Source organism: Saccharothrix sp. ALI-22-I (assembly GCF_001984175.1).
GTDB lineage: Bacteria > Actinomycetota > Actinomycetes > Mycobacteriales > Pseudonocardiaceae > Actinosynnema.
This window is the reverse complement of sequence record NZ_MTQP01000069.1, coordinates 165,536-177,912: the sequence shown is the minus strand read 5'-3', so window position 1 is coordinate 177,912 and position 12,377 is coordinate 165,536. Positions and strand designations below refer to the sequence as shown.

8 protein-coding genes are annotated in these 12,377 nt (G+C 70.9%); all 8 read left to right on the top strand.

Going from position 1 to position 12,377, the window contains the following annotated elements; all coding sequences use genetic code 11:
* The first annotated feature begins 73 nt into the window (after positions 1-73).
* The 8 genes from ALI22I_RS43040 (at position 74) to ALI22I_RS43005 (ending at position 12,347) form a co-directional block, all read left to right on the top strand.
* Entirely contained in the window at positions 74-1,093 is a 1,020-nt protein-coding gene (locus ALI22I_RS43040; protein ID WP_238598859.1) for a hydroxyacid dehydrogenase, read from the top strand.
* On the top strand, positions 1,090-3,225 hold the full coding sequence (locus tag ALI22I_RS43035) for a DUF2264 domain-containing protein (protein ID WP_238598858.1): 2,136 nt from the start codon (positions 1,090-1,092) through the stop codon (positions 3,223-3,225). Before ALI22I_RS43040 ends, ALI22I_RS43035 begins: the two co-directional genes overlap by 4 nt.
* A 26-nt stretch (positions 3,226-3,251) precedes the next feature.
* The gene (locus tag ALI22I_RS43030) at positions 3,252-4,541 is read left to right on the top strand and encodes an ABC transporter substrate-binding protein (RefSeq protein WP_077011364.1); all 1,290 of its coding nucleotides are present in this window, start codon (positions 3,252-3,254) and stop codon (positions 4,539-4,541) included.
* A 53-nt stretch (positions 4,542-4,594) separates the two neighbouring features.
* Positions 4,595-5,524, top strand: coding sequence for a carbohydrate ABC transporter permease (locus ALI22I_RS43025; protein WP_077011363.1), 930 nt, complete (start codon positions 4,595-4,597; stop codon positions 5,522-5,524).
* Positions 5,524-6,423 carry a carbohydrate ABC transporter permease gene (locus ALI22I_RS43020; RefSeq protein ID WP_077011362.1) on the top strand — a complete coding sequence of 300 codons (900 nt, stop codon included), beginning with the start codon at positions 5,524-5,526 and terminating at the stop codon, positions 6,421-6,423. Before ALI22I_RS43025 ends, ALI22I_RS43020 begins: the two co-directional genes overlap by 1 nt.
* Positions 6,420-7,109 carry a hypothetical protein gene (locus tag ALI22I_RS43015; RefSeq protein ID WP_083752439.1) on the top strand — a complete coding sequence of 230 codons (690 nt, stop codon included), beginning with the start codon at positions 6,420-6,422 and terminating at the stop codon, positions 7,107-7,109. Before ALI22I_RS43020 ends, ALI22I_RS43015 begins: the two co-directional genes overlap by 4 nt.
* A gap of 158 nt (positions 7,110-7,267) precedes the next feature.
* Complete coding sequence (locus ALI22I_RS43010; RefSeq protein ID WP_238598857.1) at positions 7,268-9,139, top strand: family 43 glycosylhydrolase; 1,872 nt, start codon at positions 7,268-7,270, stop codon at positions 9,137-9,139.
* 46 nt (positions 9,140-9,185) lie between these two features.
* A complete protein-coding gene (locus tag ALI22I_RS43005) occupies positions 9,186-12,347 on the top strand; it encodes a glycoside hydrolase (protein WP_077012018.1) in 3,162 nt (1,053 codons plus the stop codon).
* Positions 12,348-12,377 lie beyond the last annotated feature (30 nt).

The following is a 12,377-nucleotide window of genomic DNA, read 5'->3' as shown; positions in this document are numbered from 1 at the left end:
TCTTGACTTGAAAAATTTGATCACACATGATTCGGCCCACTGTTCGAGTGTTCCGGCCCACAAAGGACTCCGCGTGACCGAGGGACAACGACGACCTCAGGCGTTACTGGTCATGGAACCGGCCCACTTCGAGGTCCAGTTCCAGCAGGCGCAGTTGGACCGGCTCGACCGGCTCGTCGGCTTGGCCGACCCGATCTCGACCGACGAGCTCGACTCGCCCGCCGTGCGGCGCAGGCTGCACGACGTGGACTTCCTGCTGACCTCCTGGGGCTGCCCGCCACTGACCGCCGAGCGCCTCGCCGCGGCACCCCGCCTCCGCGCGATCTTCCACTGCGCGGGCACCGTCCGGCCCCTGATCACCGACGAGGTGTGGCGGCGGCAGCTGCTCGTCACCAACGCGGCCGACGAGAACGCCATCCCGGTCGCCGAGTTCACCCTCGCCGCGATCGTCTTCGCCGGCAAGAAGGCGCCGTTCCTCGCGCAGGACGCCCGCAAGCACCGCGACGACTGGTCCTACGTGTCGCAACGCGGCGAACTGACCAACCGGGACCGCACGATCGGCGTCGTCGGCTTCTCCCGCGTCGGCCGCCGGGTGGTCGACCGGCTGCGCACGCTCGACGTGACCGTCCTGGTCTCCGACCCGTACGCGGACCCGGCGCGGGTGGCGGCGGCCGGGGCGCGGCTGGTCGAGCTGCCCGAGCTGCTGCGGGCCAGCGACGTGCTCACGCTGCACGTGCCCGCGCTGGGCTCCACCCGCCACCTGATCGGAGCCGCCGAGCTGGCGCTGCTGCGCGACGGTGCGACGGTCGTGAACACCGCGCGCGGCGCCGTCGTGGACACCGCGGCCCTCGAACGGGAGTGCGCCACCGGCCGGCTGGACGCGATGCTCGACGTCACCGACCCGGAACCACTGCCCGCCGACTCGATCCTCTACGACCTGCCCAACGTGATGATCACCCCGCACATCGCGGGCTCGCTCGGCTCGGAGACCCGGCGGATGAGCGACAGCGCGATCGACGAGGTGGAGCGCTACCTGTCCGGTCGTCCGCCGCGCGCCGCCGTCACACCGGACACCCTCGGGATGAGCGCGTGAACGCCGGGCTGTCGCCGATCACCGGCTGGACCCGTGACCGGTGGGCCGCGCTCGCCGACCGGATGCTGCTCGACGTCCGCCCGTACGCGTCACCGAAGCACGCCCGCATCACACCGCCCGGCGCGCCCGGCGGCTACGGCACCGCCGTCGACGGGCTGGAGGGGTTCGCCCGCACGTTCCTGCTCGCCGGTTTCCGGCTCGCGGGCGAGAACGGCCGCGACCCGCTCGGGTTGGCCGAGTGGTACGCGCAGGGTCTCGACGCGGGCACCGACCCGACCTCGGACGAACGCTGGCCACGTCCGGAGGAGCACGCGCAGGCCAAGGTCGAGGCCGCCTCGATCGCGCTGATCCTGGACCTGACCCGGCCCTGGCTGTGGGACCGGCTGACCGACTCCGTGCGCGACCGCGTGGTCGACTACCTCTCCGCCGTGGTCGGCGACGACACCTACCCCCGGTGCAACTGGGTGTGGTTCCGGATCGTGGTGGAGACGTTCCTGCGGTCGGTCGGCGGACCGTGGCGGGCCGAGGACATCGAGTCCGACCTGGCCGCGCACGATTCGTTCTACCGGGGTGACGGCTGGTTCGCCGACGGCGACGAGCGCTCGTTCGACCACTACTGCGGCTGGGCGCTGCACCTCTACCCGGTGCTCTGGGCACGGATGCGGGGCGCGGCGGACCTCGCCGGCGACCGGACGGCCCTCGACGTCGGCAGGCTCGACCGCTTCCTCGTGGACTACGTGCGCCTCATCGGCGCCGACGGCGCACCACTGGTGCAGGGCCGCAGCCTGGCCTACCGGTTCGCGGCAGCCGCGCCGCTGTGGGCGGGCGCGATCGCGGGCGTCGACTCGACCGCGCCGGGCCTGCTGCGCCGTGCCGCCTCCGGGGTGGTGTCGCACTTCGCCGACCGGGGGGCACCGGACGAACGCGGTCTGCTGACCCTCGGTTGGTACGACGAGTGGCGTCCGTTGGCGCAGAGCTACTCGGGGCCGTCGTCGCCGTACTGGGCCGCGAAGGGCATGCTCGGTCTGGCGCTCCCGGCCGACCATTCCGTGTGGGCGGCGGTCGAGGAACCGCTGCCCGTGGAGCGGGACGACAACACGTGGATCGCTTCCCCGCCCGGCTGGCTCGTCTCGGCCACGCGCGCGGACGGTCTCGTGCGGGTCGTCAACCACGGCACCGACCACGCGGTCGTCGGCGCGCCGGTCGGCGACTCCCCGCTCTACACGCGCCTCGGGTACTCGACCGCCACGGCACCGCTGCTGTCGGAACGGGCGTGGACGTCGCCCCTGGACCAGTCGGTGGTCCTGCTGGACGCGGCGGGCACGGCCACGCATCGCGCGGGCATGCGGACGCTGTCCGTCGAGCAGATCGGGGACGCCGTGGTCGGCGCGTCGGCGGCCCGCGTCCACTGGCTCGACCCGGAACCCGGCCAACGCGACCACGGGTCCGGACGCCAAGGCGTGGCGCGGGACGTCGCCGTGGTCACCACCCTGTCGGTGCTGCGCGGGCCCTGGGAGGTGCGGTGCGTGCGGGTGGACGCCCTACCCGACCCACTGCCCGACGCCCCGCCCGACCCGTTGGCCGACTCGCTGAGTTATCCACAACCGGCCGCTGACGGCCCGGATTTGTCGGACGCCACTGGCAGGATAAAAGCAGGGGTCCCCTTGGCGAGTACCCCTGCGAAGCCGTCGCCGCCGGATGCCTTCGGTGCGGCGACCGCGTTGGCGAGTACCCCTGTGGAGCCGTCGCCGCCGGACCCCCTGCGTGAGGTGACCGCGCTGCGGATCGGCGGTTGGCCGTTGGCCGGTGACGGGCCGGCCGTGCTGCGGGAGTCGGGTCGGGTCGAGGTGCGGTCCGGGAACTTGCGTTCGACTCTCGTGGCCGGACCCGGGTTGGGCCGGGTCGGGGTCGACACGGAGGATGCCGCGAGCCCGTTGGGCGCGCACAGCGCCACCCCGTGGGCGGCGGGAGAGGTGACGCCCGGCAGGTGGACTGCCGTGGCCATCGGACTGGGCGCGGGCAGTCTGCCCGACGGCGTCCCGGAGATCGTGCTGGACGAGGCGGCCCGCCTAGTGGTGGTTCGTTGGCCGGACGGTAGCTCGACCGCGGCGGACCTGCCGCACCACGACTGAACGGTAGTTGGAAGGAGACGGGATCAATGGTGACTCCGAACAAGCCTCGCGAGGGCGGGCGACGGGGCCGGGTCCGCAAGGCGCTGGTCGCGCTCACCGCGGTGGCACTGGTGACGGCGGGCTGTGGCTCGGGCGGCGCCGCGGACGAGACCGGACCGGTCACGCTGACCGTGTCGGTCTGGAACCTGGCGGCGACGCCGGAGTTCCAGGCGGTGTTCGACGCCTTCGAGGCGGCCAACCCCGACGTGACGGTGGAGCCGGTCGACATCCTCGCCGAGGACTACCCGGCGAAGGTCACCACGATGCTCGCGGGCGGTGACACCACCGACGTGATCACCATGAAGAACGTCACCGACTACTCCCGCTACGCCAGTCGCGGCCAGCTCGCCGAGGTCACCGACCTGGTGCAGGCCAAGGGCGACGCCAAGCTCGCCGGTCTCGACGCGTTCGACGTGGAGGGCAAGTACTTCGCGCTGCCGTACCGCAACGACTACTGGGTGCTGTACTACAACAAGAAGCTGTTCGACGCGGCGGGCATCGCCTACCCGGAGAACCTGACCTGGGACCAGTACGCGGACGTCGCCAAGAAGCTCACCAAGGGTGAGGGCGAGCAGAAGGTGTACGGCACCTACCACCACACGTGGCGCTCGGTCATCCAGGCCATCTCGGCGGCGCAGACCGACAGCGACCAGATCACCGGTGACTTCGAGTTCTTCGCCGACCAGTACAAGATGGCGCTCGACCTGCAGCAGGCCGGTGCCACGCTCGACTTCGGCAGCGCCAAGCAGGCCAGCTACCGCACCATGTTCGAGACCGAGAAGACCGCGATGATGCCGATGGGCACCTGGTACGTGGCGGGCGTCCTGAAGAACAAGGCCGAGGGCAAGACCGCCGTCGACTGGGGCATCGCGCCCATGCCGCAGCGTCCCGGCGCCTCGGGCATCACCACGTTCGGCTCGCCGACCGCGTTCGCGGTGAACAAGAAGGCCAAGCACGCGGCCACCGCGAAGAAGTTCGTGGAGTTCGCGGCGGGCATGGACGGCGCGAAGGCGATCACGAAGGTCGGCGTCGTGCCGTCGTTGCAGAGCCCCGAGATCACCGAGGCGTACGCGGCGCTGGAGGGCATGCCCCGCGACGAGCTGGCGGTGAAGTCCCTCGCGCCCGACACCACCGCCCTGGAGATGCCGGTCAGCGAGCACACCTCCGACGTGGACACGATCCTCAGGGAGGAGCACGAACTGATCATGGTGGGTGAGAAGTCGGTCGAGGACGGCATCAAGTCCATGCGCGACCGCGTGAAGAAGGTCCTCGACTAGCACCGGCTCCACGTCGAGCAACGAGCACCGCCGACACCAGCACGAGGACGAGCATGGCCAACGCAGTAACCGAGGCGCCGCGGGGAGCACCACCCCGCGGCTCGGCTCAGAAGCGCCGGACACGACGCAACACCCTCATCGGGTGGAGCTTCATCCTCCCGAACTTCGTCGGGTTCGCCCTGTTCACCCTCGTGCCGGTGATCGCGGCGTTCGCCCTGGCGTTCCTGGAATGGGACTCCTACCGGCCGCCGGAATGGGTCGGCCTGGACAACTTCACCCAGATGCTGGAAGACGAGAACTTCCGCGTCGCGCTGGGCAACACGCTGTACTACGCGGCGGGGCACATCCCGCTCACGCTGGTCGCCGCACTCGCGCTGGCGATCGTGCTCAACGGGAAGATCCGCGGTGTGGGGTTCTTCCGCACCGCGGCCTTCTTCCCCTACGTCACGTCGCTGGTCGCGGTGGCCGTGGTGTGGCGGATGCTGTTCAACCCCACGGCGGGGCCGGTCAACCAGTTCCTGGCGGCGGTCGGCGTCAGCGACCTGCCGGGCTGGTTGTCGAGCACCGACTGGGCGATGCCCGCGGTGATCCTCACCAGCGTGTGGCGGGACATGGGGTACTACATGGTGCTCTACCTCGCGGGCCTGCAGTCGATCCCCGGGGAGTACTACGAGGCCGCGCGGATGGACGGCGCGAACGCGTGGCACCGGTTCTGGCACATCACGCTGCCGTGCCTGCGGCCGACCACGTTCTTCGTGCTGGTCATGTTGACGATCCAGAGTTTCAAGATCCTCGACCTGATCCAGGTGATGACCGAGGGCGGGCCGGGTCGCAGCACGCTGGTGCTCTCCCAGCTCGTGTACCGGGAGGGCATCGTGGAGGGCAACTTCGGCTACTCGTCGGCGGTCGCGCTCGTGCTGTTCGTCATCGTGCTGTCCGTGACCGTCGTCCAGTTCCGCCTCAACGAGCGGAGGAACCGCTGATGACCGCCATGCGCACCGCCCCGGCGCCGACCCCGCCCCCGGTCGAGCCGCCGCCCGTGACGAAGTCGCGTCCGCGTGGGTCGCGGTTCATCCGGCCGGTGGTGACCTACGCTTCCCTGATCGTGGTGGCGGCGCTCGTGCTCGTGCCGTTCGTGTGGATGCTGTCGTCGTCGCTCAAGCGCGACAACGAGGTGCTCACCGTGCCGATCCAGTGGATTCCCGAGGAGTTCCGCTGGTCGAACTTCGTGGACGTCTGGGACCGCATCCCGATGGCCGCCTACCTGGGCAACTCGGCGTTCCTGGCGGTGACGATCACCCTGCTGCAGCTGCTGACCGGCAGCTTCGCCGCCTACGGGTTCGCCAAGGTGCGGTTCCCCGGCCGGGACGCGCTGTTCGTGGCCTACATCGCCACGATCGCCGTGCCGTGGCAGGCGTACATGGTGCCGCAGTACATCATGATGCAGAAGGCGGAGCTGACCAACACGTACTGGTCGATCATCCTGTTGCAGGCGTTCGGCGCGTTCGGCGTGTTCCTGATGCGGCAGTTCTACATGACGATCCCGGACGAGCTGTGCGAGGCGGCGCGCATGGACGGGCTGAGCGAGTACGGGATTTACTGGCGGATCATCCTGCCGCTGTCGAAGCCGGCGCTGGCCAGCCTGGCGCTGCTGACGTTCGTCAACACGTGGAACGACTACATGGGGCCGTTCATCTACCTGACCAGCAACGAGTTGTGGACCGTCCAGCTGGGCATCCGCTCGTTCGTGGGCCAGTACGACGCGGAGTTCGCCATGATCATGACCGGTGCGGTGGTGTCGGTGGTGCCGATCCTCGCGGTGTTCCTGCTGGGGCAGCGGTACTTCATCCAGGGCATTGCGACGAGCGGGATGAAGGGGTGAGCGGGGTGGCGGCGCGGCTGCTGCGCCCTGCCTCGCAGGAGACCTACGAAAAGGTCTTCGGGATGGTGTACGTCGGCCTGATGTCCAACGTGCTGCTCGCGGTGAGCTGCGCCCCGTTGTTGCTGGCGCTGGTGATCGTGCGCGATCCGTTCGCGTCGTGGCCGTTCTTCGTCGTGCTGTCGGGGTTCTGCGCGCCGGCGTTGGCGGGGGTGTTCGGCTGTTTCGCGGCGTTGGACGAGCGGGTGGTCTGGCGGCCGTTCGTGACGGCCTACCGGCGGGCGTTCGGGCGGGCGTTGGCGGTGTGGTTCGCCGGCGCGGCCGTGCTGGTCGTGCTGGGGCTGGACGCGGTCGTCGTGTCCCGCACCGCGTGGGGGCCGGCGGTGGCGCCGTTCTTCGTCACGGCGGCCGTGCTGGTCGTGGCGACGGTGGTCGCGGTGATCCTGGTCGCCGCGACGGCGACGGCATCGGACTCAGGGACAGCCCGGCTGCGGGGCCTGGTCTGGCCGTGCCTGTGCCTGGTGGCGCGCCGCTGGTACCTGGCCGTGGCGAACGCGGCCGTGTTGGGGCTCGCCGTCGCGGCGGTCCTGCTCCAGCCGGTCGCGGGCCTGCTCGTGGCCTGCGCTCCGTTGCTCTACGTCGTGTTCGGCAACACGCGCGCGATCGTCGCGCCGCTGTCGGAGCGGTAGTCCGAAGGGCGAGCACAACCGCTCGCCCCCGACCCTGCCAGCGTGGTAAGCGCTTTCCGTATGCCAGCCCCGCCGCCGCCCGACCTTCGGATGGGACAACGATGCCCTACGGACGACGAACCGCGCGCTCACTTCCTCGTCGATCACTCATCACCACCTTGGCCCTGGCGCTCGTCCTCGCCCCGACCGTGCCCGCAGCCGGTGCGCCCGACACCGGCCTGGTCGCGCACTGGCCGCTCGACGCGTCGTCGGGGACCGTGGCCGCCGACGTCACCGGGCACGGCCACGACGGGACCTTGGTGGGCGACGCCCGCTGGGCCGACGGCACGCTGGAGTTCGGCGGCACCGACGGCCACGTGGACCTGCCGGACGACCTGCTCGCCGGGTTGGACGCCACGACGGTCAGCGTGGACGTCCTGATCGACCCCGCACAGCCGACGCCGTACTTCCTGTACGGCTTCGGCAACACCGGTGCGAACGGCGACGGCGACGGCTACCTGTTCGCCACGGGCGGCACGGCCGGCGAAGGGCTGCGTGCGGCGCTCGCGCCCGGTGACTGGACCACCGAACAGCAGGTGGCCGCCGGTCGCGGCGTCGGCCGGGGCACGTGGCACAACCTCGTGCTCACGGTCGGTGACTCGACGGGTGTGCTGTACCTCGACGGTGTCGAAGTCGCCCGCAACACCGGCGTCACGCTCAAGCCGGGTGAGATCGGCGCCGGCCACACGACAGCCAACTACCTCGGCCGGTCGCTCTACAACGCCGACCGCCACTTCAAGGGCCGGATGCGCGATGTCCGGCTCTACGACCGCGCCCTGTCCGGTGACGAGATCGCGTCGCTGTCCCACAACGGCACCGTGATCCGGTCGGTCGACCTGCCCGAACTGGCCGTGCCCGCCGTCATCGACCCCGATTCGTCCACCATCACCCTGCCCGTCAAGCCGGGGACCAGGCGGCACAAGCTCGCCCCGGTGCTCGGGCTGGCTCCCGGTGCGTCCGTCACGCCGGACAGCGGCCGGCGGGTCGATCTGCGCCGCCCGGTGAAGTACACGGTCACCTCGGCGAACGGCCGGACCCGTGAGTGGACCGTGGTGGCGCGGGAGATGCGCAGCCCCGTGCTGCCCGGGTACAACGCCGACCCGAACATCGCGGTGTTCGGCGACACCTACTACATCTACGCCACCTCGGACGGTTTCCCGGGCTGGGGTTCGACCACGTTCCGCGCCTGGTCGTCCAAGGACCTCGTCACGTGGGCCGACCGGGGCGTGATCCTCGACCTCGGCCCGGACGTCTCGTGGGCGGACGGCCGCGCGTGGGCGCCCACCATCGCCGAGCGGGACGGCCGGTACTACTTCTACTTCAGCGCCGACGCCAAGATCGGCGTGGCGGTGGGGGAGTCGCCGACCGGACCGTTCCGCGACTCGGGTCAGCCGCTGGTGTCCGCCAACCCGGACGGGCGGGGACAGGCCATCGACCCGGCCGCGTTCACCGACGACGACGGCCGGGCGTACCTGTACTGGGGCAACGGCAGCGCGTTCGTCGTGCCGCTGAACGCCGACATGGTGTCGTTCGACCCCGCCGCCGTCCGCAAGATCGACGGCCTCGCGGACTTCCGCGAAGGACTGTTCATGGTGCGGCGACAGGGCCTCTACCACCTCACCTACTCGATCGACGACACCCGCAGCGCGGACTACCGGGTCGGCTACGCGACCGCGACCAGCCCGTTCGGCCCGTTCACCAACCGGGGCGTGGTCCTGCGCGCGGACCGGAGCCAGGGCATCCTCGGCACCGGCCACAACTCGGTCCTGCGCGTGCCGGGCACCGACGACTGGTACATCGCCTACCACCGGTTCGCCATCCCCGGTGGCGACGGCATGCACCGCGAGACCACGATCGACCGCCTGACATTCTCCGCCGACGGGCTCCTCGAACCCGTTGTCCCGACGCTGGAAAGCGTGCCGCCGCGGCGAGTTCCGGCGACCGCCTGCCCCGGCCACCCCACCGACTGGTGCACGCCGGGCCGCAACTGACCGGCAGACCCGCAATGGCCCCTTTCCGGACAGGAGATCAATGACGATGAACCGGTTCCGAACAGCCCGAAGACTGGTCCACCTCGGTGTGGCCGTCACGGTGGCGGGCGCTCTCGCCGTCGCCGGGCCTCCTGCGGCCGTGGCGCAAGCGGAGGTCCAGCCCGTCACCATCCGGCCTGATCCGTCCTACCAGCAGCCCGCGTTCGAGGGCTGGGGCACGAGCCTGGTCTGGTTCGCCAACATCACCGGCGGCTACCCCGACGAGATCCGCAACCGCCTGGCCGACCTGCTGTTCGGCGACGACGGGCTGCGGCTCAACATCGCCCGCTACAACATCGGCGGCGGCAACGCGCCGGACGTGCGCAAGGACTACATGAAGGTCGGCGCGACGATGCCGGGCTTCTGGCGCGCGCCGGAGGGCACCACGCGCGAGGACATGGACTGGTGGGACCCGGACAACCCGGAGCACTGGGACTGGAACGCCGACGCCAACCAGCGGTGGTGGATCGACAAGATCAAGGACGAGGTCGACCACTGGGAGGCGTTCAGCAACTCGCCGCCGTGGTTCCAGACGGTCAGCGGGTACGTGTCCGGCGGGTTCGACGCCAACGCCGACCAGATCCGCCCGGACAAGGTGGACGAGTTCGCCGACTACCTGGTCCGGGTGTCCGAGCACATCGAGCGGTCGCACGGCATCGAGTTCGACACCATCGACCCGCTCAACGAGCCGAACACCAACTACTGGGGCACCCAGCTCGGTCCCGACGGCCAACCGGTCGGCGGTCGGCAGGAGGGCGCGCACGCCGGTCCGGCCCTCCAGCAGAGCGTGGTACTCGCCCTCCGGCAGGCACTGGACGAGTCCGGCCTCGGCGCGCGTCTGTCCGCAATGGACGAGACGAACCCCGGGATCTTCAGCACCAACTGGAACGGCTACAGCGCCGAGGCGCGGGCGGCCGTGGACCAGCTCAACGTGCACACCTACGGCACCGGCAACCGGACGTCCGCGCGGGACATCGCCAAGGGCGCCGGCAAGCCGCTGTGGATGAGCGAGGTGGACGGCACCTGGGGCGACAGCAACAGCTTCACCAGCATGGAGCCGGGGCTGGGCATCGCCGAGCGGATCGTCGGCGACATGCGCGAGCTGGAGCCTTCGGCCTGGGTGCTGTGGCAGCCCATCGAGGACTACAACCCGCAGGCCGCGGCCGGGAAGAACTGGGGCAGCATCCAGATCCCGTTCGACTGCGCCGCCGACGCCACCCCCGAGACGTGCCCGATCCGCACGAACACGAAGTTCAACACCATCCGGAACTTCACCCACTTCGTGCGCCCCGGTGACCACGTGATCAAGGTGGACGACACGTCCAGCCTCGCCGCCGTGGCCGCCGACGGCAAGTCCGCGACTGTCGTCCACGTCAACAACTCGGACCGGCAGCGCGCCGTGACGCTCGACCTGTCGAAGTTCCGCGCGGTGGGTCCGCACGCCTCGGTCACCCCGGTGGTGTCCGATGTCAACGGCGGTCTGGTGCGCGGCACGCCGGTCCGGGTGCGTGACGGCTCGGCCACGCTCACGGTGCCGGCCAAGTCGGTGACCACGTTCGTGGTGGACCGGGTCCGCGGTGTGGCGAAGGACGCGGCGCTCGTCCAGCCGGAGCACGTCTACGGCCTGACCGGTGTGCACAGCGGGAAGGCGCTGGTGCCGGCGGCCGGCGGTGGTTCGGCGGTGATCCGCGCGTCGGACCAGTCCGACGCGAGCGCGTTGTGGCGGGTCGAGCGGGTCACCGAGGGCGTGGGCAACCGCGAGCGCTACACGGTGTCGCACGCGGTGAGCGGGCGGCGGCTGGCGGATCGCGGGAGCGGTCTCGTGCTCGAACCAGCCGGGGGAGCGGAGCCTGCGGCGCAGTGGGTCATGTCCACGACCGGTGACGGCACCTACACGTTCGTGAACGCCGCCAGTGGGCGGCTGCTCGACGTGACCGGCCAGGCCACCGCGGACGGCGCGCCGGTGGGCCTCTACGTCCCGTCCTCCGGCGCGAACCAGCGGTGGACCGTGGTGGACCGCACCGTGCTCGGGGCGCAGGACGCGGCGGTCTTCACCGTGCCGGGTCTGGCGCCCGCGCTACCGCCGACCGTGCCCGCGACCGTCCGTGACGGCGTGGGCGGGGCACTGCCGGTGGTGTGGGAGCCGGTGCCGGCGGAACGGTGGGCCCGACCAGGGACGGTCCGGGTGCGGGGTACGGCGACCGACCCGCTCGGCCGGACGTTCCGCACCACGGCGGTCGTCACGGTGGACACCATCGCCTCGACGCGGCCCGCACGGGCGAAGGCGTACGTCGGCGGGACGCCCTCGCTGCCCGCGACCGTCACCGGCGTCGGCACGCGTGGCGGGACCACGGAACTCCCGGTGACGTGGAACGCCCCACCGGCCTCCGCTGAACCCGGCGTGACGACGGTCCACGGCACGGCACGGGTGGTCGACGGCTCCACGGTGGCCGCGACGGCACGGGTGCAGGTGACCCGACCCGTCGAGGTCAACGCGGCCGCCGAAGCCGGCGTGGTGGCCTCGGCCACCTACACCGAGAACGGGTACTCGGCCGACCGCCTCCGCAACGGCGTCACGACGGACAAGGCGTGGTCCAACTGGAGATCGGGGACGAAGAACCCTTCGGACACGCTCACGTTCCAGTTGCCGCGCCCACAGGACATCTCCCGCGTGGTCGTGCACTTCCACCGTGACGGTTCGACCGCGAGCTACGCGCGGTCGATGCGGGTGCAGGTCCGGGACGCCGCCGGCACGTGGGTGGACGCGGGTGACGAGGTGCCGGTCGTCGGTGACGGCGCGCCCGCGCCGGTGGTGGAGGCGCCGGTGCGCGCATCGGCCACCGACGCGATCCGGGTGGTGCTGACCGCACGGCCGTCGTCGTACATGACGGTCAGCGAGATCGAGGTGTTCGCCAAGGCGCCCGGGAAGTCCGCGGAGGCCTCGGCGGCACAGCTCGCCGTGGACGGCACACCGGTCGCGGGCTTCGACCCGGCCACGACGGACTACCGGATCGACCGCCGGCGCGGTGTGGTGACCGCGACCGCCACCGACCCGTACGCGGCGGTGGAGGTGCGGCAGGCCGACCACTCCGACAGGACCGCGACGGTGACCGTGACCAGCGAGGACGGGACCGCGCAACGCAAGTACACGATCAGTTTCAAGCGTTGACGGTGTGGGCGGTGTGGTTGGCCGGAGAAG

Excerpts from the sequence above, each read along its gene's own strand:
- ALI22I_RS43025 (WP_077011363.1), top strand. The coding sequence starts at position 4,595 with ATGGCCAACGCAGTAACCGAGGCGCCGCGGGGAGCACCACCCCGCGGC.
- ALI22I_RS43030 (WP_077011364.1), top strand. The coding sequence starts at position 3,252 with ATGGTGACTCCGAACAAGCCTCGCGAGGGCGGGCGACGGGGCCGGGTC.
- ALI22I_RS43020 (WP_077011362.1), top strand. The coding sequence starts at position 5,524 with ATGACCGCCATGCGCACCGCCCCGGCGCCGACCCCGCCCCCGGTCGAG.
- ALI22I_RS43005 (WP_077012018.1), top strand. The coding sequence starts at position 9,186 with ATGAACCGGTTCCGAACAGCCCGAAGACTGGTCCACCTCGGTGTGGCC.